We start from the raw sequence: 25373 nt of genomic DNA on the forward strand, positions 1-25373 counted from the left end.
ACTGTGAATAATTTAGAACAAAGAATAACGGTAAAACATTATATATTTTATGCTCAAATATTATTTTTTGAAAATAAATAGCTTCTGTAATTACCCTTCATCAGTGTGCTAGTTGTACGAGTATAAATATTTATATCAAGCTGTAGCTATAAGGTATTAAATAATGTCAAATAAAAGTGGGGGCTTTTTTTCTTTCTTAATGAAAGATAAAATAATTGCTAAATCGGGGTTTAATCGCTGGCTAGTCCCACCAGCATCTATTGCAATTCATTTATGTATTGGTTCTGTTTACGCATGGAGTATTTTTAACCCTGCGCTTATTAAAGAATTAGGCGTAGTGACTAGTTCATCTGGAGATTGGTCTTTAAGTAACGTGGTTTGGATATTTTCTGTTGCTATTGTTTTTCTTGGCTTATCTGCCGCAGTCGCTGGAAAATGGCTAGAAAAAGTCGGTCCTCGCTGTGTTGGTGTTGCTGCTGCATTTCTTTGGGGTGGCGGTTTTATCATAGGTAGTATTGGTATATCAACCCATCAATTGTGGCTTGTTTACCTGGGTTATGGTGCGCTTGGGGGCTGTGGTCTGGGTTTAGGCTATGTTTCACCTGTGTCTACTTTACTGCGTTGGTTCCCTGATAAACGCGGTATGGCTACAGGTATGGCCATTATGGGATTTGGTGGCGGTGCGATGATTGGTGCTCCACTTATTGCTGCTTTGTTAAAATTCCATGCGGTTGCTCCTACATATTTAGGCACAGAAGGTGCTGTAAAACTAATAACTGAAGCGGGCAAACGTTTTGCAGAAACAGCTTCTGGTACAGTAGAAGTTATTGTTGCAACAGCTGGTGAAGCGGCAAATATGGCTTTTCCTGGTGATGCAGGTGTCTATATTGTAGGTACTGGTGATACTGGTGCTGCAGGAACATTTCTGACATTAGGTATTGTTTATTTTATTGTGATGATTATTGCCTCGTTCTCGTATCGTGTGCCGGCTGAAGGGTGGACACCTGAAGGTTGGACTCCTCCAGAGAAAGATGAATCTGCAAAAAGCATGATTTCACATAACGATGTACATATTGATCAAGCACTAAAAACACCACAATTTTGGAAGTTATGGGTTGTACTTTGTTTTAACGTAACAGCCGGTATTGGTGTTATTGGTGTGGCTAAAACCATGATGGTTGATATTTTTGGTTCGACCTTACCTGATGTAGCTACCGCGACCTTTGCGGGTACTTACGTATTAATGATTTCGGTCTTTAATATGTGTGGTCGATTTTTCTGGGCATCAATTTCTGATTTTATTGGCAGAAAAAATACTTACCACTTTTTCTTTGTGTTGGGAACGCTACTTTACTTATCAATACCTTATGCTGCATCTCAAGTCAGTGCAGATCCATCTACGGTTTGGTTAGTTATGTTCTACGGTGCCACCATGGTTATCTTCACTATGTATGGTGGTGGTTTTGCAACTATTCCAGCTTATTTAGCCGATATATTTGGTACATTACATGTCGGTGGTATACATGGTCGCTTGTTAACCGCATGGGCAACCGCTGGTGTTTTAGGTCCATTTGCTATCACGTATCTTAGAAATATGTCGGTCAATGACGCCATAACTGACTTAGTAGCAAAAATAGATCCTGCGGTATTTCAGGCTAAATTTGGCTCTGCCGTTAGTCAGTTAAATGAACTTGTTGCAGCAAAAACAGTGACGGTAAGTAAGTTAATGGAATTAGTGCCAGCGGGTACTATTGACCCAACACCAAGCTTATATAACACTACTATGTATGCTATGGCTGCTTTGTTAGTTGTTGCTTTCTTTGCCAACTTAACTATTCGCCCTGTAGAGGCTAAACATCACGTTGAAAATACACACCCTAAGGGTTAATATTTTCAACTTGTAAAGCTACAATTCAAACCGCTTTAAATTCGTTTAAAGCGGTTTTATATTTATTATGGCAATCAAGATAACTGGTGCTTTTATCCTTAAACTTGCCAAGGTAACATATCTTCTAAATCCGCAATATCACCACAAGCAATAGACTCATAGCCCGCTAATTTGGATACCTCCTCATGAAATCTATCACTTTTTATCTCGGTAATTAAGCGCTGTACGGAGAGTTCTTTAAGGGTCTTGTGATGACAAACCAACACGTAGTGTTCAGTGGTTAATGGGATAAAATCCAGACCAAATTGACGAGCGGCGGTTTCAATACCAATGCCAACATCGGCCATGCCTGAAGCTACATAAGCAGCGATAGCAGAATGTGTAAATTCAAATTTATCAAAACCAATCACCTTTTTAGAGTCTACTGATGATCTTGCCAGTAATTCATCTATTAATAAGCGTGTACCTGAATGTTTTTGCCGATTAATAAATTTAACCTCATCCTGCATTAAATCTGAAATTTTTGTAATATTTTTAGGGTTGTCTTTTTTAACAATTAAGCCTTGTTTACGGGTCACAAACCGAATGACTTTATAAGTATTAGCTTTAAAATATTTATTATAAATATCAATTAATCGCTGGCTAACAATGTCGGTGGGTAAGTGAAATGCGGCAATATTACACTCACCTTTGCTTAAAGCATCAAATGACTCTTCATAGCTTTTATATTGTAAGTCTAGCTTAAATTTATTAGTAAAATTAGGCAGTAAAGCCACCGCATAACCATAGCTTGCAGCAATTTTTAGCAAAGGCTCTTTAACCATTAAGTGTTTTTGTATTTCTAAATTTAATTCTGATGCAATGCTGACTAACTGAGGTTCAAATCTAGCCTGTGCCCTTTGTTCAGCCCACAGTAATTTTTCACCTAACGGCGTTAAAAGTGCGCCTTTACCTTTTTTAAGTTCGACTAAATCAGAGCCAAAAAAGTCAGTCCATTTTTTTAGTACATTCCAAACATGACGATACGACATACCTAGTTTTGTTGCCGCTACCGTCAACTTGCCATATGTGTGTACCGCATTAAGCAAAACAAAAAGTCGAGGGTCTACATACTCACCCTGCTCATCGTAAAATGACCATGCGGGCTTAATTTGAATTCTCTTTGACAATAGTGTTTTATTGGTCATTTTCTTCACCTGTATATTATTTTTGAGTTTTATTTTTATTTTTGTCTGTTCTAATTATCAATAATACTTTATGCCATTAGCTAATAAACTTTATAGTTAGCGGTCGAATCGCAGCGTTAATGCCACCTAAAACAACACTCATTTATGAATAAAAATTCATATTCTTATAATAAAACAATGGTGCTATAGTCAGGCTATAAAAAGAACTATAAGACAATAACAAATATGCAATTCACTTCATATGTATATTTTATAACAGGCCTTCGGAGTTAGTATGAAAATAGAATTTTCTTCCCCCTTATCAAATGTGGAAAACATCATTGATTCTTTGAAAAATAAAGAAGGCTCTCTGTTACCAATATTACATGCCATTCAAAGAGAAATGGGCTATATATCTTCTCAAGCGATTGAGCGAATAGCGACAAAACTAAAACAAACACCAGCAGAAATTCATGGTGTTATTAGTTTTTATCATCAATTTCGCACTTCTCCTCCTGGTAAATATCAAATTCAAATTTGCCGTGCAGAAGCATGTCAATCTCGAGGAAGTCGAGAACTTGAAGCACACGCTAAAGATTTTTTAGCTATTGATTATCATCAAATGACCAGTGATAAAAAATTCAGCTTGGATAGTGTTTATTGTCTCGGTAACTGTGCAACTGGCCCTAACATTAGAATTAATGATGATCTTTATGGCCGTATTTCTAATCAGAGGTTTGAAGAAATTCTTTCTAATGTAGACCGCGAATTAAAGTGAGAGTGACCATGACAACAAAAATTTTTATTCCACGAGAAAGTACCGCCATTTCTTTAGGGGCACATGAAGTTGCTCAAGCATTTACGCACTATTTATCAGATCATGATATTGACCTAAAAATAATCAGAAATGGCTCGCGTGGTTTATTTTGGTTAGAGCCTATGGTTGAAATAGAAACAGCACAAGGCCGTATGGCATATGGCCCTGTAGCATCGGCTGATGTTGCAAGTATTATGGAAGATATTAGCCAGAATATCCTCCATGAAAAACCGCAATCTCATGCGTTAGCGCTAGGTCTAACTGAAAACATTCCCTATCTAAAAAAACAAACTCGCCTTACCTTTGCCCGTGCAGGTATTACTGACCCGGTTTCTCTTGATGAGTACCTTGCCTTAGATGGCTTTAAAGGCCTGCAAAAGTCACTCGCGTTATCGACTCAGGAAATTGTCACCGCTGTTGTAGACTCTGGTCTTCGTGGCCGAGGTGGCGCTGCTTTTCCTACCGGCATAAAGTGGCAAACGGTAAGAGATGCCACTGCGGATAAAAAATATATTGTCTGTAATGCTGACGAAGGCGATTCTGGCACCTTTGCGGATAAATTAGTCATGGAATGTGATCCCTTTATGCTGATTGAGGGCATGATTATTGCCGGATTAGCGGTTGGTGCAGACCAAGGCTATATTTATTTACGTTCAGAATATCCGATTGCCGATGAAATATTACAACAAGCTATTGAGATTGCTAGTGCCGCCGGTTATTTAGGTAATAACATTTGTGGTAGTGGTAAAACCTTTAATTTAGAAGTGAGATTAGGCGCAGAAGCTTATATTTGTGGTGAAGAAACTGCACTTTTAGAATCACTAGAAGGTAAAAGAGGCATGGTGCGTTTTAAGCCACCACTTCCGGCTTTAGAAGGATTATTTGGCAAACCCACTATTGTTAACAATGTACTGTCTCTAGCGGCTATTCCGTTTATTATGAGTGAAGGCAGTCAGGCCTACCAACAATATGGCACAAATCGTTCACGAGGCACCTTACCTTTTCAACTCGCCGGTAATATTAAACAAGGTGGATTAATTGAACTACCTTTTGGCTCAAGTTTAAAAGATCTTATTGATAACTTTTCTGGTGGCACCGCCAGCAACCGCCCAATAAAAGCCATTCAAGTCGGTGGCCCATTAGGCGCTTATTTACCTAGCCATAAACTCGATATTCCACTTGATTATGAAGCATTTTCTAAAGCCTCTGCCGTGCTAGGTCATGGCGGCATTGTGGTGTTTGATGACAGTGTTGATATGCTAGAACAAGCACGGTTTTCAATGGAATTTTGTGTGGTTGAATCTTGCGGGAAATGTACGCCTTGTAGAATTGGTTCAACACGTGGTGTAGAAGTCATTGATCGTATAAAAAACGATGAAAGCCGTGCTGATAATATGATTTTACTTAATGACCTTTGCGACACCATGATTGACGGTTCTTTGTGCGCAATGGGCAGTATGACACCTATACCCGTGCGCAGTGCTTTTACTGATTTTCCTCAAGACTTTTTTTTAACCACACAGGAGAGCAATCATGATTAATTATTATGATCCAGCCACTAATACGACGTCGAATAAACCAATCGATTTTAATAAAGATTATGGCACTCCTGCCAGCACCTCAACACAAACAGTGTGTCTTGAAATTGACGGGGTAAAAATAACGGTTGCTGCCGGTACTTCAGTAATGCGCGCTGCCGCAATAGCTGATATTAATATTCCTAAACTTTGTGCAACTGATAACATCGAAGCCTTTGGTTCATGTCGTTTATGTGCGGTACAAATTGAAGGTATGAGAGGCTATCCAACCTCATGTACGACATCGGTTAAAGAAGGCATGGTGGTGTCTACTGAGAATAATGATATTGCAAAATTACGACGTAATATCATGGAACTCTATATATCTGATCACCCACTTGACTGCTTAACCTGTTCAAGTAATGGCGACTGTGAATTACAAGATATGGCCGGAGCCGTTGGCTTACGTGAAGTACGTTATGGTTTTGATGGCGATAATCATCTTGACGCCAAGATTGATGACTCCAACCCTTATTTTACCTTCGAACCCAGTAAATGTATCACCTGCTCTCGTTGTGTTAGAGCCTGTGAAGAAGTTCAAGGTACTTTTGCCTTAACCATTGAAGGTCGAGGTTTTGCCTCAAAGGTCAGCGCTGGCACCAGTGAAAACGATTTTGCCTCCTCGGATTGTGTCTCTTGTGGCGCCTGTGTACAAGCTTGCCCAACGGCAACACTGATGGAAAAATCAGTAATTGACAAAGGACAACCAGAACACAGTATTATTACAACTTGTGCCTATTGTGGCGTTGGTTGTTCTTTCAAAGCTGAAATGAAAGGTGAAGAAGTCATACGTATGGTGCCCTACAAGGGCGGTAAAGCCAACCAAGGTCATTCTTGTGTCAAAGGCCGCTTTGCCTTTGGTTATGCAACTCATAAAGACCGCGTTACTGAGCCTATGGTGCGCGACAGCATTGATGAAGAATGGCGAGTCGTCGGTTGGGATGAAGCCTTAGAATTTGCCGCCAATAAAATTAAAAACATTCAGGCTAAATATGGCCGTGAAAGTGTTGGCGGTATTACTTCATCTCGCTGTACCAATGAAGAAACCTATTTAGTACAAAAATTGATCCGCGCTGCTTTTGGTAATAATAATACTGACACCTGCGCTCGTGTTTGTCATTCACCGACAGGTTATGGACTCAAAGCAACCATTGGTGAGTCTGCGGGTACACAAACTTTCGACTCAGTGATGAAATCTGATGTTGTTATGGTTATTGGTGCTAACCCTACTGACGCTCACCCAGTGTTTGCCTCGCAGTTGCGTAAACGCTTACGCCAAGGCGCAGAGTTAATTGTCGTTGATCCCAGAACCATTGATTTACTTAATACCGCTCACATAAGTGCTAATCATCACCTGCCGCTAAAACCTGGTACTAACGTTGCTATGATCAATGCCATAGCGCACGTCGTTATGAGTGAAGGCTTAGAGGACAAAAATTTCATTGAGCAGCGTACTGATGAATATAACGCATGGCGTGAATTTATTCTTGATGAGATCAACTCACCCGAAGCGATGGAAAGTATTACCACGGTTAATGCCGAACAAGTTCGCATTGCCGCTCGTGCTTTTGCCAAGGCAAAAAATGGCGCTATTTATTATGGCTTAGGCGTTACCGAGCATAGCCAAGGTTCAACCATGGTCATGGGCATAGCAAACTTAGCATTAGCCACAGGTAACATAGGCCGTGAAGGCGTAGGTATTAATCCATTGCGTGGACAGAATAATGTTCAAGGCTCTTGTGACATGGGTTCATTCCCACAAGAACTGCCAGGTTATCAGCATGTCAGTGATGATGTGTTGCGCGCTAAATTTGAAAAAAGTTGGGGCGTAACCTTAGATAACGAACCGGGCTTTCGTATTCCAAACATGTTTGATGCCGCCATTGAAGGCACGTTCAAAGCCATGTATGTGCAAGGAGAAGACATTTTACAATCAGATCCTAATACCCAACATGTACAAGCCGCATTGTCATCATTAGAGTGTTTGATTGTGCAAGACATTTTTCTCAATGAAACCGCGCTATATGCACACGTATTTTTACCCGGCTCTTCATTTCTAGAAAAAGATGGTACCTTTACCAATGCAGAAAGACGCATAAATCGGGTGCGTAAAGTGATGAAGCCATTAGCTGAATTCGCCGACTGGGAAGTCACCCAAAAGCTGTCTAATGCTTTAGGTTACCCGATGAATTATCAACATCCTTCTGAAATAATGGATGAGATAGCCTCATTAGTGCCTACTTTTAGTATGGTCAGTTATAAAAAATTGGACGAACAGGGTAGTATTCAGTGGCCTTGTAACGAAGAGTTTCCTGATGGTTCACCTATCATGCACGTGGAAAGCTTTCCCATTGGTAAAGGTCGTTTTGCGATTACGCCCTATCTTGCTAGTGAAGATCGCGCTAACAAACGCTTTCCGTTATTATTAACCACTGGGCGAATACTCAGTCAATATAATGTCGGGGCACAGACACGACGCACCGCGAACAATACTTGGCACCAAGAAGATTTACTTGAAATACATCCTAACGATGCCGAAGAAAGAGGTATTAATGATGGTGACTGGTTAGGCATTAGCAGCCGTGCGGGTGATACTGTACTGAAAGCAAAAGTCAGTGAACGTATGCAAAGTGGCGTGGTATTCACTACCTTCCATCACCCCATCAGTGGCGCCAACGTTATTACCACTAACAGTTCGGATTGGGCAACTAATTGTCCTGAATATAAAGTCACCGCGGTACAGGTGGAAAAAGTCACCTCACCATCCGCTTGGCAGACGCGTTATAAAAAATTCAGTGCACAACAAAAAGAGCACTTTAAACGTTCACCTAAAAAACAAAAAGCCACTATAGGAAGTTAAGTTTGACGCTGGAAGATGAAGCAAAATTGCAACCGAGCCATTTAACACTCCCTGTTGACTATTGGCAGCAAGGTAGTGAGCAAGAAAAACTTGACTGTATCGCAGAGGAAGTGCCCATTGCCATGGTTTATAATGGCATTTCTCACGCGGTTATGATGGCCTCACCGGCCAATTTACATGAGTTTTCCTTAGGCTTTAGTTTGTCTGAAGGCATTATTGATCACGCGGCTGAAATGTATGATATTGAGCTGGTCGCCAGTGAAAAAGGCATAGAAGTACGTCTTGAGATTAGCTCTGAGCGTATGATGTCTTTAAAATCACACCGACGTAACCTTACTGGCCGCACAGGCTGTGGTTTATGTGGTAGTGAATCACTGGAGACCGCCATTCGGCCCATTAAGAGTGTAACGCCAAAGGCACTGCCCTCTTCACCAGTAATACAGCATGCACTATCACAGTTAAGTGAGCATCAAAAATTACAAGCGTTAACCGGTGCGGTTCATGGCGCAGCCTGGTGTGACGATACTGGCAAGATACTCCTCTTGTGTGAAGATGTCGGTCGACACAATGCTTTAGACAAGTTAATTGGCAGCTTAGCGCTGCGTAAAATCAACACCCAAAGTGGCTTTGTTGTCATTTCAAGCAGAGCAAGTTATGAGATGGTACAAAAAACAACCAGTGCTAATATCGCCACATTAGTCGCGGTTTCGGCGCCAACTGGCTTAGCAATAAGCTTGGCAAATCAAGCTAAGCTCAATTTAATTGGCTTTGCTCGTCCTGGTAGACATACTTGCTATACCAAATTCGATAAATAAATAGGAAAATAGTGATGAGTAGTTCTCAAATTGATAATCTAATTAGTATGCTCAACCAAATTGAAACTAATAATAATTACAAAAAAACTGACGAAGAAACGGCTATGATCGTTGCTAATCACGTGAAGAAATTTTGGGCACGTTCAATGAAAGCAAACATAACAAAGTACGCCGATAGTGATGGTTCACAATTATCCCCTGCCATAAAACTAGCATTAGCCCAGTTATAATAATTGGATTATCATGCTTATCTAAATCTGCTTATTCAAATCAGCTAGTTAAATCTGAATGCATAGATTTAGATTTAACTAGCTGATGATAGCATTATCGTCATGAGTAATATTGCGAAATATCGGGTATAGATTTCATGACAAGTAAGTGCCCTGCACGAGCATATATTGACCGTTTTTAATGAAGGCCCGTGGCTTAAGTTTCTGGCCTTTTTTATACACTCGATTAAGTGTGTTTATTACCAAACTATGATTGTCAAACTAAGTATGGCGCTATGACACTTTTAAGGCCTAAATATGGCGACATATTTAGGGCGGAATAGTTAATGTGCTACAGACCTTAACAGGTCGATTTTTTATTGTTAAATAGCTCTTCTGACGTCATGGTGTTACTAATACCAATGGCTCACATCATCATTTCAAACCTGTAAAAGTCATTTATCAATGGTGTCATGTTTCATCGTTCAGTTGCTTTGCGCTTTTCATTAAGTAAGGAGCAAGTGCGCTTTTAAAATCCAGTGTTGCGCCTAACTTGTTGGCTAGCAATATCATGCCAGTAATTTTACGATTGACTAATGCAACCTCAAATATAGGAGATGCTGCGGCTGTTTTATCAGTCATCAGTGGCATACTAACTTCTTGAATTCGTTTAATTAGCTGTTGTTTTTTTAAGTTGTAGCCAGTATCACTTTGCAAACAATCACTCGCTTCAAAACACGCTTTTAGCACAGTATCTATGGCCGCAGCACTCATGTTATGGTCAATTAAACCAAGCGAATACAGGGCTGAACGCATGTCGTTAGTATCTTGGCGCTGCATAGCATCAGCCATAGCGAGATAATGCGTTGAGGTATGCTGAGCAATCTGCCGGCAGGCTCCAAAATCGAGTAACACTATTTTTTGCGTATCACTCTGATACAAAAAATTGGCAAAGTTGGGGTCACTTTGCATGAGTTTATGGCTGAACAGTTCTTGGTAGGTTAAGTGCATTAACTGGCTACATACTAGATCGACAATGTCAGCACTCATGGTACTAATATCTGTGATGGCAGAACCTTCAATGTATTCCATCGCAAGTATGTTTTGGTCAGTTAGCTCGTCAACGACAAAGGGTACAATGAAGCGAGGATCGTTGCGCAGATTGGCACGATAAGCCTTAAGAAATTTGGCTTCCTGCAAATAATTAGCTTCGTTTTTAAGTTGTGCTTTTGCTTCAGCGAGCAAGCTGGTTAAATCGATATGTTGAGGTAATACACCGCTCAGTTTTAGTAAACTCATGACGTTATCAATGTCACTGTCAATGCTATCTCTTACCCCGGGGTATTGGACTTTAATCGCCAGCTGACGACCATCTTTGAGTGTTGCTCTATGAACCTGACCAATGCTTGCCGACGCGATGGGGGCAAATGAAAAATAACTAAATTGTTGATACCAGTCTTTTGACCAAGACGCTTCTAGGGTTTTAATTAGTTGCGCCTTAGGCATTGGGTCAGCTTCTTGGCGCAGTCGCGAAAGAATAGGCTCCCATTCAGCAGGCAGTAATTCACCTGCATCCATGGAGAGTAGTTGACCCAATTTCATGGCCGCGCCACGCATATGTGCTAGACGCTTGGTGATCGATATCGCGTTGTCGATATTCATTAAAGACTGAGTTAATGATGGCCGCTGACCACTGAGCATTTGTTTTGTCGCGCCTTTAACAATATTGCCAGCAACCGCTGAGGCCAAACCACCCAGCTTAGCTAAGCGAGCAATTCTTCCGGAAGGTACTTTCCGCTCGTTACGTTTTTCTGTCATAGTAAAGTTGATTCGTTGGGCATGGTAACGCTTCTACCTTTGTTTTGTTTAATGCAGCCTCGCTGGAATTTACAGCAAGGGTCGACGATAATATTAGCAAAAAAACTTTGCTGATGCCTGTGCTAGCTGTCCTCTCAAACATTTTATTTGGCAGCATAGCCGAGTTAACTTTTTCACCGATGAAATATTTTAGAGAAAAAATAGCAGTGAACAAGTCAGTATCGTGCTGATCAGCATGACTTTAGACTTAATAAGTCAATTGAAAGCGATTATTTTTTTGCTCATAATACTTGAGTGATTTAGTCAAGTACTATATGATTAATACTTGAGTAAATCAGTCAAGTATTATGCTGTTGCCGTCAACATTCGTGGTTTACAAAAACTTAGACAGCCACTCTGGTATCTAATTATTTAAATCAGGGCAACATAGCTATGGAGAAACTAAAGTATGAGTGAGCAACTCGATCAGGCGTTATCCCGCAAATACGATGCAGGTTTTGTTTCTGACATCGAATCTGAAACCTTTCCACCTGGCTTGGACGAAGATGTTATACGCCGCATCTCCGCCATGAAAGAAGAACCAGAATGGATGTTAGAGTGGCGTCTTCGCGCCTACAACAACTGGCTTGACATGGAAGAGCCGGATTGGGCTCATGTGCATTACCCGAAAATAGATTTTAATGCCATCTCATATTACTCTGCACCTAAGAGTATGGCGGACAAACCCCAGTCCTTGGATGAAGTAGACCCTGAACTGTTGCGCACCTATGAAAAGCTGGGCATTCCGCTTTATGAGCAAGAAATGCTAGCTGGGGTTGCTGTAGACGCCGTTTTTGATTCGGTATCTGTGGTGACCACCTACCGTGCAAAGCTAGAAGAAGCAGGCGTTATTTTCTGTCCTATTTCCGAAGCCGTGCATAAGTATCCTGAACTGGTAAAAAAATATCTCGGATCGGTAGTTCCCCGTTCAGATAATTACTTCGCCGCCCTTAACAGTGCAGTATTCACCGATGGTTCATTTGTCTATATACCCAAGGGCGTGCGTTGCCCTATGGAGCTGTCCACTTATTTTCGTATCAATGAGGAAAATACTGGCCAGTTCGAACGGACACTGATTGTTGCCGAAGAGGGTAGCCATGTGAGTTACCTGGAAGGCTGCACTGCGCCTCAACGGGATGAAAACCAGCTGCATGCTGCCGTGGTTGAACTCGTTGTTATGGATGATGCTCAAATCAAGTACTCTACCGTACAAAACTGGTATCCCGGTGATGAGAACGGTAAAGGGGGGATCTATAACTTTGTCACCAAACGCGCTATATGTCACACCAATGCCAAGGTTTCTTGGACTCAGGTAGAAACCGGCTCTGCAATCACCTGGAAATACCCCAGTTGTATCCTCAAAGGCGATAACAGTGTAGGTGAATTCTATTCTGTTGCCCTGACAAGAGGTAGACAGCAGGCCGATACCGGCACCAAGATGATCCATTTGGGCAAGAATACCAAATCCACTATTATTTCCAAGGGTATCAGCGCCGGTAACAGCAACAATACCTACCGTGGTCTGGTCAGTATGGGCGCTAAGGCGGAAGGTGCGCGTAATTTTACCCAGTGTGATTCATTGCTCATTGGTGATCGCTGTGGTGCTCACACTTTCCCTTATATCGAGAGTCGCAACCCCTCTGCCATAGTGGAGCATGAGGCTACCACCTCCAAGGTCAGCGATGATCAGATGTTTTTATGCCAGCAACGTGGCCTTGATCCTGAAAAGGCCGTATCTATGATCGTTAATGGCTTCTGTAAGGAAGTATTCAAAGAACTGCCCATGGAGTTCGCCGTAGAGGCGGGCAAATTACTCGAGATCAGTCTTGAAGGCTCAATAGGATAAAAATACATGCTTAAAATTAACAACCTACACGCAAGTGTAGAACAAAAAGAAATACTCAAAGGTCTCAACCTAGACATTAAACCCGGTGAAGTTCATGCCATTATGGGCCCTAACGGCGCAGGTAAAAGCACCTTAGGTTTCATTCTATCCGGTCGCGAAGGCTATGAGGTGAGTGAAGGCCAAGTAGAATTTAACGGCGAAGACCTGCTCGACATGGCGATAGAAGAACGAGCCCGCAAGGGACTGTTTCTGGCTTTTCAGTATCCAGTAGAGATCCCTGGCGTTAGCAATATGGCCTTTATGAAAGAATCGGTGAACGCCATACGTGAGCAACGTGGTGAAACGCCATTGACTGCCACAGAGTTTCTGAAAAAAGCCAAGGAAGCCTGCAAACAAGTGCAGCTATCGTTGGATTTTCTTAAACGCGGTGTTAACGAAGGATTTTCCGGCGGCGAAAAGAAACGCAACGAAATTATGCAGATGATCCTACTTGAACCCAGTCTATGCATTCTGGATGAATCCGACTCTGGTTTGGATATCGATGCCCTACAAGTAGTGGCTAACGGCGTGAACAGCCAACGCGACGGTAAACGCAGCTTTATTATCATCACCCATTATCAGCGCCTGCTCGATTATATTAAACCTGACTATGTGCATATTTTGGCCAATGGTAAAGTCGTCAAAAGTGGCGATGCTTCACTGGCCACAGACGTGGAAAAAGAAGGTTATGCTTTCCTAGGACAGGATAACGCCGAGGAGACAAATGCATGAGCCAGTGGTTAAAGCAGGTAATAGACCGTGGTCAGGCCATTGATGACTGGCTTAGCCCGCTTCGGGCTCAGGCCCTAGAAGCGCTGGGCAACACTAAATGGCCCAATCGCCGGGTAGAAAGCTGGAAATATACCTCATTGGCACCACTGGAACAGCTTGAATTAAGCCCTAGTACCACAGCGGGCAAAGCCATCATTGAAGATATTGAGGGCTTGAACAGCCTAGACTTGATTTTTGTAAATGGCAAATTACAAAGCGATATAAGCTTACTCTCTTTACCACAAGGGCTGCATATCAGTAGCTTGCTAGATGCATCAGATAAGCAACAAAACACGGCCAACGCCTTGTTTGCCAAGATCAAACCTCAGCGTCATCTTTTTGGTCTGGTCAACGATGCCTTAGCAGAAGATGGTCTGATTATCGATATTGATGCCAACAGCAAGATTGAACAGCCGATTCGGATTGTTAATATCAGCAGCGATGGACAAGAATCTCATCATCGTGTGCTGGTGCGCTTAGGCAGCCATGCCAGTGCCACAGTCATTGAGCACGGGCAAGGAGAACAAGCCAGCCTTAGCACAGGTTTTGCCGAATATGACATCGGTGAACAAGCTTACCTTGAGCATTACCGACTGGCCATGCATACCCATCAGGCCATACATATCGGCGGCGATCATTTCAGCCTGCAGCAAAAAGCACAGCTTAACAGCACGCTGATCGCTTATGGCAGTGAATTGTCACGCATGGATGTGGATATCATTCACAACGGTGAGCATGCAAAGGCCAAATTTAACGCCATTTACTTGCTCGGCGAAGCAGAGAACTTTGATCTGCATAGTACTATCGAACATGTGATGCCCAATGGCACCACAAAAGAAAATGCCCGAGGCATTGTCGGTGACAAGGCCAAGGCCGTTTTCAATGGCCGTATTCATATTCACCGTAATGCCCAGAAGACGCTAGCAGAGCTGCATAACCGTAACCTGTTATTGTCCCGTCGCGGTCAAATAAATACTAAGCCTGAGTTGGAAATCTATGCCGACGACGTGCTGTGTGCTCACGGTGCCACCGTTGCCGAGACCGAGGAAGAAACCTTGTATTACTTGCTTTCACGCGGCATATCACGATCCCAAGCGCTGGTTATGCTCAACTTCGGCTTTATTCAGGAGTTGGTGGAACAGATGCCTAATCAGCACCTGGCGCAGTGGCTCAAGCCCCAATTGCATTCACGCTTCGTGGAAATGGAAGTAAAATGAATACCAGCAACAGTGTACTGAATATCAATGAAATCCGGAACCAGTTCCCTATTTTGCATCAGCAAATTGAGGGTCACCCCTTGGTATATTTGGATAATGCCGCCACCACCCAAAAACCTCAGGCGGTGATCCAGGCGATAACCGATTTTTACACTCAGTGTAATGCCAATGTGCATCGCGGTGCCCATCATCTTTCTGATGAGGCCACCCGGCGCTACGAAAAAGCTCGGGATACGGTAGCCAACTTTATTCATGCCCATGATCGCAAGGAAGTGATTTGGACCAGTGGCACCACCGAAGGTATCAATATTATTGCCAATGGTATGGCCCAACGCCTGCAAAGTGTCGATGAAGTGCTGGTAACTGAAATGGAGCATCACGCTAACCTTGTCACTTGGCAGCAGGCCTGTTTGCGTAGCGGTGCAACACTGAAAATTGCGCCCATCCATGATGATGGCACACTGGATACCGAAGCCTTTGCTGCCTTGTTGTCACAGAAAACGAAAATGGTTGCCCTGCCCCATGTCTCTAATGCCCTGGGTACAGTTAATCCGGTAAAAGAGCTCACCGCCCTAAGTAAAGAACAAGGCGCGTTAGTGCTCATTGACGGGGCACAGAGTATTGCCCATGGCAATGTGAATGTAAGCGATATCGGCTGTGATTTTTACGTATTCTCCGGCCACAAGCTGTTTGGCCCTACCGGCATAGGTGTGCTTTGGGGTAAAGAAGAGGTGCTTCAGGACTGGCCTGTATGGCAGACCGGCGGTGAAATGATTGCCACCGTCACTTACGAAAGTGCCACCTGGGGCGAATTACCTAACCGTCTTGAGGCTGGCACCCCCAATATTGCCGGTGCCATAGCTTTAGCCGCCGCCATAGACTGGTTTACTAGTCTGAACTTAAGCGCGGTACAAGCGCATGAGCAGGCACTGATGGCCAGCGCCCTGGAACAGGCCCAAGCCTTTGAGGGCTTAACCATTATCGGCAATGCTGCCAATAAGATGGGCGTGTTGAGTTTTATATTACAAGGCTGCCACCCCGCCGATATAGGCTTTCTTCTGGATCGTCAGGGCATTGCCATTCGTACGGGTGATCATTGTGCCCAACCACTGATGCGCCGCTTGAATTTACCGGGGACAGCCAGAGCTTCATTCTCGGTATATAACACTTTAGAAGAAGTGGACGCGTTGTTTATTGCCCTTAAAAAAGTCCAGAACATGCTGGCCTGAGGATTATTTGATGAATGTAGAAAAGTTTACCCCGGAAAAAAGTCAAGGCGAAGCCGTCACCCTGACAAAAGCGGCGATAAAGTATTTTGAAGGCAAGTTAGCAGAGCACCCCGGCCATCTATTGCGCCTGTCTAGTAAAGTCAGCGGCTGCACTGGTTACTCCTATGTGCTGGACGTTGCCAAGGAACCAGAAGATGGGGATACACGGATCGAGGCGAGTGATAAGCTCACCCTGACCATCGCTGCCAAAACGATGGATTTAGTCAGAAACACTGAAATTGACTATGTAAAAGAAGGCGTTAACGGCGTAGTCAGGTTTAATAATCCCAATGCCGTCAATGAATGTGGTTGTGGTGAAAGCTTTAGCGTCAGCTAAATGTCATGACAAACCTATGCTTTGTCATAAAGAGGTTCAATAAATGCAACAAAAAATAGTCGTTACTGAGCGCGAATGCAAAGCAAGGGGTGTGCCTAATGGCGATTTACAAGTGATCCCGAAAGGCGAATTTGTCAATATCACCCAGGATCTTGGCGGCAACTACACCGTCACCTGGCGCGGCAATATGCTGCGTATTGATGGCACTGATGCCGATGCTATAGGGCGCAAATCACAAAAACTGGATTTTCCTATTCTCAACGATGGTCTTATCCATAAGGATCATGTTTTACAAGCCCTGGCCACTGTCTATGATCCTGAAATTCCCATTGACCTGTTGTCTCTGGGGCTGATTTACAAAGTTGTTGTCAATCAGGATACACAAACCGTGCATATCGATATGACCCTGACGGCCCCCGCCTGTGGTATGGGACCTGTGTTGGTAGGGGATGTAGAATACCGAGTGAGCATGGTACCCAATGTTAAAAAAGTTGCGGTAGAGCTGATATTTGATCCCCCCTGGTCCCGTGAGATGATGAGCGAAGAAGCTCAGCTCGAAGCCGGTATTTTTTTCTAGTTAGATAACCTGAGAGTCCCTGATGAACCTACCAAGCAGCCAAGAAATTATAGAGGATATGGCCTTTTTTGATGACTGGGAGCAGCGCTATCAGTACATCATCGATTTAGGCAAAAGTATTCCACCTATTGATGAAAGTCTGAAAACTAACGAGAATTTGGTCAGAGGTTGCCAAAGCAATGTCTGGCTAGTGAGCACTGAGCGGGACGGTAAATTACAGTTTCAGGCAGACAGTGACGCGGTAATTGTTAATGGCCTACTGGCCTTAGTGATAGCCGTTTTTAATGACAAAACCATGGCGAAAATTCTGGATTTTGACATTAATGGCTATTTCAAAGCACTGGACCTTGAGCGCCATATCACCCCCACTCGTGGCAACGGCCTGCAGGCTATCGTCGCTAAAATTCAGGCCATTGCTAAAACGAAGATGTGAACAGATAAGACTGAGCTGTATTTGCAAGCTACCTTGGTTCAAACCCTGTTCAAGAATTAATATTAACATCATATAGCTACGGATAACTTCCCCACCCTAGTTTACAAGAGTATTAAATGAGACAGACCATTACAGAAACAGTCACGAGTGTTCATCACTGGAATGATACGCTGTTTAGCTTTAAAACCACTCGTCAGCCCACATTCACCTTTGAAAACGGCCAGTTCGTTATGATAGGCCTTGAGGTCGATGGCAAACCATTACTACGGGCTTACAGTATTGCCAGTGCCAATTATGAAGATGAACTCGAATTTTTTAGTATAAAAGTTCCCAATGGGGCACTCACCTCTCGTTTGCAACACATTCAAGTTGGTGAACCACTTACTCTATCAACCCGCCCTACCGGAACCTTGGTAGCCGGCAGGCTTAAGCCAGGAAAGCACCTATACTTACTGGCGACCGGAACCGGGTTAGCGCCTTTTATGAGCATTATTAAAGATCCACACCTATACGAACAGTATGAAAAAATTATAGTGGTTCATGGTGTGCGTAATATTTCTGAGCTCGCTTATCAACACACCATCTGTGATGAACTACCGAACAATGAATTTTTTGGTGATTGGGTCAAAGAAAAACTGATTTATTACCCCACAGTAACTCGAGAGGAATTTCGTTCTCAAGCTCATCAACAAAGAATTACTCACTTGCTAGCGAATAATACCTTAACACAAGAAATTGGCTTGCCGGCTATTGATCCAAGTACGGATAGATTTATGCTTTGTGGTAATCAGGCCATGCTCGATGACACGATGGCAATGTTAAATAAACAAGGTTTTAAAAAGGCCACCTCCAGAGAACAAGGTGATTATGTCATCGAACAAGCCTTCCTCGAAAAGTAGTCATAGACAGGCAAATAATTAATACACCCTATATTAAGCACATGTAGTGACATAGTTAATTTGGCCACCTAACTGGAGGTGTTATTTTGCACCCCGTCAAACTTAGGTGGCACCATAACAAAAAGAACAAGACCCAATTTCACATCAGAATTCACAGCAGAATTCACAGCAGAATTCAGACTTGAATGTGCTTAATTAGTTGTTGATAAATTAGTTGTTGATAAAAACTTAAGATTTTAAAACATTGAAATTGATGTATATCTGATAAGTTTATCAGGCAAAAAAATGAGTCTAAATGTATTTTGCTGATAAATATGAAGGGTAAATTTAAGAGTAGGTTTTTGAGTAGATAAATCAGTAGTGTGTAACTAGCCGTGTATAATTTTTGACTGTAACTATTTGATATGAAAGGATTTTAGAAAACCGCTTGAACTATTAACAACAGATCAAGCGGTGTCTAAAATTGGTGAGATGACGCATAAGCCGGGTTTTGTATCTCTTCCAAGGAAGAGTGACAATCATTCGTCTAGGCTATAAATCGCTCTATAGCTCAAGCAACCTACCCGGTTTCCACGCGAACCACGCTTATACTATGAAAACTTGCGTTAACATAGTCATGAAACCCTATTTGGTCTTGCTCCGGGTGGAGTTTACCCTGCAATTACTGTTACCAGCAATCCGGTGCGCTCTTACCGCACCCTTTCAGCCTTACCTGTGAAACTTTCGAAAAAGTAACCATCGGCGGTCTTCTCTCTGCTGCACTTGTCGTGGGCTCGCGCCCCCCAGGCGTTACCTGGCACCCTGTTCATTGGAGCCCGGACTTTCCTCCCCTCTATCTGTTTACCGCTTATTAAAAATAAGCGGTACAACGATAAAGCAGCGATTGTCTCGTCAACTCAGGGCGCATTCTACCCGATATATTCACTTAGGTCTAAATTAAATATCGCGGGTATAGATCTGCTGTTATAGTAAGCTAAAAATGACTTAGGCTTTATTTATGATCGAACTTTGGCATTGCCACAATACACGCTCACTTCGTGTTTTGTGGGCTTTAAAAGAAATGCAGTTTGAATACACCTTGCACACATTGCCATTCCCACCGCGTTTTTTAGACAAAGCTTATTTACAGACTAATCCTTTAGGCACAGTACCTTTTCTTAAAGATGGCGCTACCACGCTGACCGAATCAAGTGCTATGTTGTTATACTTAGTAGAGCGTTACTCGCAAACTCAGTTGAGTTTACCCGCAACACACCCAGAATACGGTGCCTACCTAAATTGGCTCTTTAGCAGTGATGCTACGCTGACATTTCCACAAACCTTAGTCTTGCGATACAGCCAGTTTGAAAAGCCTGAACGTCAACAGCCACAAGTAGTTAAAGATTACGCCATTTGGTATTTAGCACGCTTAAAGCGCTTAAATATCCATTTAGAAAACCATCACTATTTGGTCGACAATCGCTTTACCATTGCCGACATTAGTGTCGGTTATGCGCTTTATTTAGGTGAACTACTCGGGCTAGCCAAACACTATCAGCCACAAACTCAAGCTTACTTACAAAGGCTTAAAAGCAGAGAGGGCTTTATAGCGGTAAAAGATATCGGTGAAAAAAACAGTCATTACACCATCAAGCCAATAGACATCACCTAAGCCGCTACTCTTTCATGGCTAAAGCATATTCATAAAGTGCGTTTTTCTTCACCCCATGAATTTCTGCCGCAATAGCACAAGCTCTTTTTGGCTTCATTTCTGACAGTAGTAACTTCAGTGTTGCCACCACATGGGCAGGAATATCATTGGGATCAATTTTTTTCCCTTCGATAATGAGCACCATTTCACCTTTAAGCTGATTAGGATCTGCTTGTAAAAAGCTTAAGAGATTTTCGGCCGTGTCTGAATGAATGGTTTCAAAGGTTTTGGTTAATTCTCGTGCCATCACCACATAGCGTTCACCGCCAAGGGTTTTAACAATATCTTCAACGGTATCAATGGCGCGGCGCGGCGCATCATAAAACACCATGGTGCGTGTTTCATTGGCCAATTCATTTAATGTCGATTGTCGCGCACCTGTTTTTGAGGGTAAAAAACCTTCAAAGGTAAATCTGTCGGTGGGTAAGCCCGCAACAGACAGCGCCGCTATGGCGGCACAAGCGCCTGGAATCGGCGATACCTGAAGCCCTTGCTGACGGCAATGGCGTACCAAATGAAATCCCGGGTCACTGATCAACGGTGTGCCCGCGTCTGACACTAAGGCAACGCTTTTGCCTTCTTTTAACAAGGCGGCAATTTGTTCTTGGCGTTGACGCTCGTTATGATCATGCATCGACATCGTTTTATTTTTAATCGCATAAGCGGATAACAAACGTTGGGTATGCCGAGTATCTTCACAGGCAATAATATCTACCTGTTCGAGTATATCCCGCGCCCGTTGACTAAGATCACCTAGATTGCCGATAGGTGTGGCAACTATATATAAGGTGCTGGGCTGAATTTGAGAATCCGACATAATAAAATACTTGTGTTGAGACTGAAGAGGATGAAGTTTATTATAAAGCACTATTAAAAAGTATGGATTTATTAACTTTGACACTCACTAAATGGTTTTCATCTTATAAAAGTGCTCTTTGTGCGTTGGCAACAGTGGCTATTTTGGCCAGTTGTTCAACAACTAAGCTAAGTCAACAAACAGAGTCAGCTGAAAAACAAGCTGAAGTTATGCCAGCGCTTGCAACAGATTTAACCACTGAGCAACAGCTTGCACAAGCGACAGCACAAATATCAGCCAACCAGCAGGATGAAGCCCTTAGCTCGTTATTAAACGCCAGTGAGTTATATCTAGCAGAAGCTAAACCCCATAAAGCGCTTTGGTTAGCTAAGCAACTCAATGGCTTAGTGTCATCATCAACACAGCAATATCGCCTAGCTATCATTGAGGCTAAAAGTTTATTAGCCTTGGCAAGAGTACCTGATGCTTATCTCGCACTGGAAAACGCAAATAATATTAAAGAAAAAGCGCAACTGACTCATCGCCTTGATTATTTTCAAACATTAACCAAAGTGCAAACACAAAGAAAACTGCCCATTGCCGCACTAGATGCAAACTTAAGAGCCTTTGCTGAAAGCTCACCGGCAACTGAGTACGATATTGACATTATTTGGCAACAACTTTGTCAGCTATCACCTTGGCAGCACCAACAGCTAATTAAAATGTCGCCGCCAAACTTTGAAGGTTGGAGCAAACTGCTTTCTTTTGCCAATCAATTTGGTGATGACGACGCAAGATTCAAACGCTATTTACGCCAATGGCAACGAGAGTTTAGCAGCCACCCTGCGCAATATATTGTCGCAAGGTTACGACAACAACCACCCACATTAACTAACGAATATCAAAACATTGCCATTATTATCCCGCTTTCAGGTAAACAAGAACGCGCCGGCAAAGTAGCACAACAAGGTATACTGGCCGCTTACAATATTAATAGCGCTAAAACCTTACACTTTATTGATTCAACAACCTTAGATATGACCACGTTAAATGCCAAGCTGACCGAACTAAAAATCGACTATGTTATAGGCCCGCTACTAAAGGAAAATGTTAACCTCTATTTAGCCCAAACCGAGATAACAACACCGACGTTATTACTTAATTTACCATCAGCAACTAGCTTATTACCTCATCAGGTTGCGCTATCAATGCGACCAGAAGATGAAGCGATACAAGCGGCAACTACGCTCAGTCGTCAACATTATCAATACCCTATAATATTAAGCCATCAAGACAGTGCCAGTCGTCGCATCGCGCAGACCTTCAGCCAACAATGGCAACATATCACGGGTAAGGCACCAGAAATTGTATTTTTTAATAGTGATGCTAAAATGCAAAATCAACTTAAGGCCAGCCTTGGCGTTGATCTAAGCCAGCAACGCACAAAAGACCTAAATCGCCATATAAAATATTCCATTCAAAGTGAATTACGTAACCGTCGAGATATTGATATGATTTATGTCGTGGGTTTGCCGCTAGAAACCAAGCTTTTAAAGCCTTATATTGACGTTAATATCAGCCCTTTTGCTGATATAATTCCGGTCTATGCTAGCTCGCGCAGTCACAGCTCAAAAATAGACAAAAGTGATAATCGTGATTTATCTGGGTTAATATTTACTGAAATGCCTTGGCAGTTAAAAAGTAAACAACAAAACCAAGTCTTAGCCGCACAAGCAAAAAAACTTTGGCCTAATCGCAGTGACAGCTTGCAAAGCATTTTTGCCATGGGGTTTGACAGTTTAGCGTTAGTAGACAAAGTTTCTACTATGCAAAATAAAACTTATGTCCGCCATTATGGTCAAACCGGTATATTACAATTGGGCGTTGATAATATTTTGACGCGCAGCCTAATTTGGGGCAAATACAGTCGCAGCAAGGTACAAGAAATTGCTATGGACCAATAAAACCAACACAGTAACCACAGGTAAGAATAGTGAGCAATTAGCCGCCCACTATTTAAGCCAACAGGGGCTAGTATTACAGACCTGTAATTTTCAAAATCGTCGTGGTGAAATTGATTTAATCATGACCGAAAATGACGTTTGGGTGTTTGTGGAAGTGAAATATCGCAAAAATAATCACTTTGGTGGCGCTATTGCCGCTGTTTCTGTTAAAAAACAGCAAAAAATTAAACAATGTGCGGCATTTTACCTGCAACAGGCCGGATTAAATGAATATAATACCCCTTGCCGATTCGATGTTATTGCGATGCAAGGCGATATTAATAACCCAGCAATTACTTGGCTTAAAAATGCCTTTTAATTAATGCTTTTTAAGCAATGAAACCACGGAGCTAAGTCCACCATGTTAGAACGGATAAAAAGTAATTTTACTGAAAGCATACAAACAAAAATTGCCGCCAGCGAATTATTGGCAGGGCCAATTGAGCAAGCTGGCATGGCAATGGTACAAAGTCTATTAGCCGGCAATAAAATATTAGCTTGTGGTAATGGTGGCTCAGCCGCTGATGCCCAGCATTTCTCCGCCGAGCTATTAAATCGTTATGAAACTGAACGTCCACCCTTGCCAGCCATTGCTCTGACAACCGACAGTTCAACTATTACCTCTATTGGTAATGACTATCACTTTGATGAGATTTATTCTAAGCAAGTGCGTGCATTAGGTAACAATGGTGATGTATTGCTCGCTATTTCTACCAGTGGCAATTCTCGCAACGTGATCAAAGCGATCGAAATTGCCGTTTCTCGTGATATGCCAATCATTGCTTTAACCGGTGGTGACGGTGGTGATATTGCTGGCCTACTAGGCGAAAATGATGTTGAAATTCGAGTGCCGTCAAGTCGTACAGCACGAATTCAAGAAGTCCACTTAGTGGTTATTCATTGCTTATGTGACATCATAGATACTACATTATTTCCGCAAACTGAGGCTTAGTATGTCGATAAAATCAATTGTAAGCATAATCACCCTTGCTGTGTTACTGCAAGGCTGTGTTGCTGTCGCGGTTGTTGGCGTTGTTGGTGGTGCGAGTATGGCAACTGATAATCGTTCTTTGGGTAATCAAATAGACGACCAAAAAATTGAACTCGATGCGTATGCAAAACTCACGCAAATAGACGCGTTAAGTGACAACACCAACCTACAAGTGGTGAGTGTTAATGGCAGTGTGCTAGTTATTGGACAAGCGCCAAATAGCTATTTGCGCGATCAAGCTATCAAAACCATTAATGGGGTGAATGGTGTTAAGCAACTACATAACCAAATTCGTATTAGCAACACCATATCTTTTATCACAAAAACTAGTGATGTTTGGCTAACGTCAAAAGTAAAAGCTTCTTTATTTGGTACTGAGAAACTAGACGCCACCAATATTAAAGTGATAACAGAAAATGGCGAAGTGTTTTTAATGGGCTTGGTGACTAAAGCACAAGCGACTATGGCGGTAGATATTGCGCGCAATGCGGGTGGTGTTAACCGAGTATTTAAAATATTTGAATACCTAGATTAGCGCTTAAATGAACGTCTAAAACACTAATATATTGCAAAAAAGGATGTCTGGGAAGCCTGAACATCGTCACTCCTTCACATTCATGTGATCGTGACATATCGTTTTTCCTAAACATCGTCACTCTTTCACATCCATGTGATCGTGACATACCGTTCTTCCTGAACATCGTCACTCTTTCACATCCATGTGATCGTGACATACCGTTCTTCCTGAACATAAAAAAGCAAACCGAATGGTTTGCTTTTTACGTTAAGTTTTTCTTTGTTTATCGCTTACGAAAAATATTCACCCTTAATTCTTAATTCTTAATTCTAAATTCTAAATTCTAAATTAAGGTTAGCCAATGTTTGCAGCTTGGTCATTAGCCATTAACAACTCACCTTGTAGCCATTGAAATGCCTGTTGCCTTTCAAGATCTAAGCCAGAAAAAATACAACTATTCCACTGTTCGTATACCTGTAATAAATTTATTTCTTCAACAATAACTTGGCTGTTAGCTGAATAGTAAACAAAGGCAATGGCTTTTAAGCCCTCATAAAACCCTAGGCATAATCGCGTTTCATCATTATAACTATATTCATTAACTCTGTTGATCAGCATGCCAAAGTTACCAAAGATATGCGCTTTAAAAAAAACATCACACTCTTCAATCATTTCAAGTGACAATTCAATACCTTCATCGATAATAACTTCAACAATATTTTCAGTAAGCAATGTGAAGTAACCAAAGCTTAATCTATGTTTCATTCTGCTCCTTTTACCTAGCTACTTTTAACTCCTTT

General features: G+C 42.3%; 23 protein-coding genes and 1 other RNA gene. 19 read left to right on the top strand and 5 right to left on the bottom strand.

Translation table 11 applies throughout. The features are described 5' to 3' along the window. The first annotated feature begins 163 nt into the window (after window positions 1-163). Window positions 164-1888 carry an OFA family MFS transporter gene (locus H4J41_RS10515; protein WP_182138193.1) on the top strand — a complete coding sequence of 575 codons (1725 nt, stop codon included), beginning with the start codon at window positions 164-166 and terminating at the stop codon, window positions 1886-1888. 98 nt (window positions 1889-1986) lie between these two features. On the opposite strand, the gene H4J41_RS10520 is transcribed toward H4J41_RS10515, so the two are convergent. After that, window positions 1987-3075, bottom strand: a complete 1089-nt coding sequence (locus H4J41_RS10520; RefSeq protein ID WP_182138192.1) for a substrate-binding domain-containing protein — start codon at window positions 3073-3075, stop codon at window positions 1987-1989. Between the two features lie 274 nt (window positions 3076-3349). On the opposite strand from H4J41_RS10520, the gene H4J41_RS10525 reads away from it, so the two are divergent. The 5 genes from H4J41_RS10525 to H4J41_RS10545 are packed head-to-tail and all read left to right on the top strand — an operon-like array spanning window position 3350 to window position 9353. Next, complete coding sequence (locus H4J41_RS10525) at window positions 3350-3832, top strand: formate dehydrogenase subunit gamma (protein WP_182138191.1); 483 nt, start codon at window positions 3350-3352, stop codon at window positions 3830-3832. An 8-nt stretch (window positions 3833-3840) separates the two neighbouring features. After that, window positions 3841-5412 (top strand): NADH-quinone oxidoreductase subunit NuoF, encoded by a 1572-nt coding sequence (locus H4J41_RS10530; RefSeq protein ID WP_182138190.1) that lies wholly within the window; start codon window positions 3841-3843, stop codon window positions 5410-5412. Beyond that, entirely contained in the window at window positions 5405-8308 is a 2904-nt protein-coding gene (gene fdhF / locus H4J41_RS10535) for a formate dehydrogenase subunit alpha (RefSeq protein ID WP_182138189.1), read from the top strand. Before H4J41_RS10530 ends, fdhF begins: the two co-directional genes overlap by 8 nt. 2 nt (window positions 8309-8310) lie before the next feature. Further along, complete coding sequence (gene fdhD, locus H4J41_RS10540) at window positions 8311-9123, top strand: formate dehydrogenase accessory sulfurtransferase FdhD (protein ID WP_182138188.1); 813 nt, start codon at window positions 8311-8313, stop codon at window positions 9121-9123. 14 nt (window positions 9124-9137) lie between these two features. Then, window positions 9138-9353 (top strand): formate dehydrogenase subunit delta, encoded by a 216-nt coding sequence (locus H4J41_RS10545; protein WP_182138187.1) that lies wholly within the window; start codon window positions 9138-9140, stop codon window positions 9351-9353. Window positions 9354-9803: 450 nt separating this feature from the next. Here H4J41_RS10545 and H4J41_RS10550 read toward each other — a convergent pair whose 3' ends face one another. Then, a complete protein-coding gene (locus tag H4J41_RS10550; RefSeq protein WP_182138186.1) occupies window positions 9804-11150 on the bottom strand; it encodes an AarF/ABC1/UbiB kinase family protein in 1347 nt (448 codons plus the stop codon). A 448-nt stretch (window positions 11151-11598) separates the two neighbouring features. Between H4J41_RS10550 and sufB the strand changes: the two genes are divergently transcribed. The 8 genes from sufB to H4J41_RS10590 all read left to right on the top strand — a co-directional run bounded on the left by sufB (window position 11599) and on the right by H4J41_RS10590 (window position 18576). After that, the gene (sufB, locus tag H4J41_RS10555; RefSeq protein WP_182138185.1) at window positions 11599-13035 is read left to right on the top strand and encodes a Fe-S cluster assembly protein SufB; all 1437 of its coding nucleotides are present in this window, start codon (window positions 11599-11601) and stop codon (window positions 13033-13035) included. A 6-nt stretch (window positions 13036-13041) separates the two neighbouring features. Further along, window positions 13042-13806 (top strand): Fe-S cluster assembly ATPase SufC, encoded by a 765-nt coding sequence (sufC, locus tag H4J41_RS10560; protein ID WP_182138184.1) that lies wholly within the window; start codon window positions 13042-13044, stop codon window positions 13804-13806. Further along, the gene (gene sufD / locus H4J41_RS10565) at window positions 13803-15062 is read left to right on the top strand and encodes a Fe-S cluster assembly protein SufD (RefSeq protein ID WP_182138183.1); all 1260 of its coding nucleotides are present in this window, start codon (window positions 13803-13805) and stop codon (window positions 15060-15062) included. Before sufC ends, sufD begins: the two co-directional genes overlap by 4 nt. Then, window positions 15059-16291, top strand: coding sequence for an aminotransferase class V-fold PLP-dependent enzyme (locus tag H4J41_RS10570; RefSeq protein ID WP_182138182.1), 1233 nt, complete (start codon window positions 15059-15061; stop codon window positions 16289-16291). Before sufD ends, H4J41_RS10570 begins: the two co-directional genes overlap by 4 nt. 10 nt (window positions 16292-16301) lie before the next feature. Further along, window positions 16302-16667 (top strand): iron-sulfur cluster assembly accessory protein, encoded by a 366-nt coding sequence (locus tag H4J41_RS10575; RefSeq protein ID WP_182138181.1) that lies wholly within the window; start codon window positions 16302-16304, stop codon window positions 16665-16667. 43 nt (window positions 16668-16710) lie between these two features. Beyond that, complete coding sequence (sufT, locus tag H4J41_RS10580) at window positions 16711-17244, top strand: putative Fe-S cluster assembly protein SufT (protein WP_182138180.1); 534 nt, start codon at window positions 16711-16713, stop codon at window positions 17242-17244. 22 nt (window positions 17245-17266) lie between these two features. Further along, window positions 17267-17677: a SufE family protein gene (locus H4J41_RS10585; RefSeq protein ID WP_182138179.1), complete on the top strand. Its 411-nt coding sequence runs from the start codon at window positions 17267-17269 to the stop codon at window positions 17675-17677. Window positions 17678-17793: 116 nt separating this feature from the next. Beyond that, window positions 17794-18576, top strand: a complete 783-nt coding sequence (locus H4J41_RS10590) for a ferredoxin--NADP reductase (protein ID WP_182138178.1) — start codon at window positions 17794-17796, stop codon at window positions 18574-18576. Window positions 18577-19039: 463 nt separating this feature from the next. Here the strand turns inward: H4J41_RS10590 and rnpB are convergent. Further along, window positions 19040-19475: RNase P RNA component class A (gene rnpB / locus H4J41_RS10595), an RNA gene on the bottom strand. Window positions 19476-19573: 98 nt separating this feature from the next. Between rnpB and H4J41_RS10600 the strand changes: the two genes are divergently transcribed. Beyond that, window positions 19574-20227, top strand: coding sequence for a glutathione S-transferase family protein (locus H4J41_RS10600; RefSeq protein ID WP_220460971.1), 654 nt, complete (start codon window positions 19574-19576; stop codon window positions 20225-20227). Between the two features lie 4 nt (window positions 20228-20231). Here H4J41_RS10600 and rsmI read toward each other — a convergent pair whose 3' ends face one another. After that, on the bottom strand, window positions 20232-21083 hold the full coding sequence (gene rsmI, locus H4J41_RS10605) for a 16S rRNA (cytidine(1402)-2'-O)-methyltransferase (protein WP_182138177.1): 852 nt from the start codon (window positions 21081-21083) through the stop codon (window positions 20232-20234). A 77-nt stretch (window positions 21084-21160) separates the two neighbouring features. Here rsmI and H4J41_RS10610 point away from each other — a divergent pair, with 77 nt between their 5' ends. Genes H4J41_RS10610 through H4J41_RS10625 form a run of 4 tightly spaced genes read left to right on the top strand, consistent with a single transcriptional unit; the run spans window position 21161 to window position 24591 of the window. Further along, window positions 21161-23026, top strand: a complete 1866-nt coding sequence (locus tag H4J41_RS10610; RefSeq protein ID WP_182138176.1) for a penicillin-binding protein activator — start codon at window positions 21161-21163, stop codon at window positions 23024-23026. Next, window positions 23010-23384 (top strand): YraN family protein, encoded by a 375-nt coding sequence (locus H4J41_RS10615; RefSeq protein ID WP_182138175.1) that lies wholly within the window; start codon window positions 23010-23012, stop codon window positions 23382-23384. Before H4J41_RS10610 ends, H4J41_RS10615 begins: the two co-directional genes overlap by 17 nt. A gap of 42 nt (window positions 23385-23426) precedes the next feature. Then, window positions 23427-24017 carry a phosphoheptose isomerase gene (locus H4J41_RS10620; protein WP_182138174.1) on the top strand — a complete coding sequence of 197 codons (591 nt, stop codon included), beginning with the start codon at window positions 23427-23429 and terminating at the stop codon, window positions 24015-24017. Between the two features lies 1 nt (window position 24018). Then, entirely contained in the window at window positions 24019-24591 is a 573-nt protein-coding gene (locus tag H4J41_RS10625; RefSeq protein WP_182138173.1) for a BON domain-containing protein, read from the top strand. Between the two features lie 336 nt (window positions 24592-24927). Here the strand turns inward: H4J41_RS10625 and H4J41_RS10630 are convergent, their stop codons facing one another. Next, window positions 24928-25338, bottom strand: a complete 411-nt coding sequence (locus H4J41_RS10630; protein WP_182138172.1) for a hypothetical protein — start codon at window positions 25336-25338, stop codon at window positions 24928-24930. Between the last annotated feature and the right edge of the window lie 35 nt (window positions 25339-25373).

Source organism: Colwellia sp. MB3u-45 (assembly GCF_014077005.1).
GTDB lineage: Bacteria > Pseudomonadota > Gammaproteobacteria > Enterobacterales > Alteromonadaceae > Cognaticolwellia.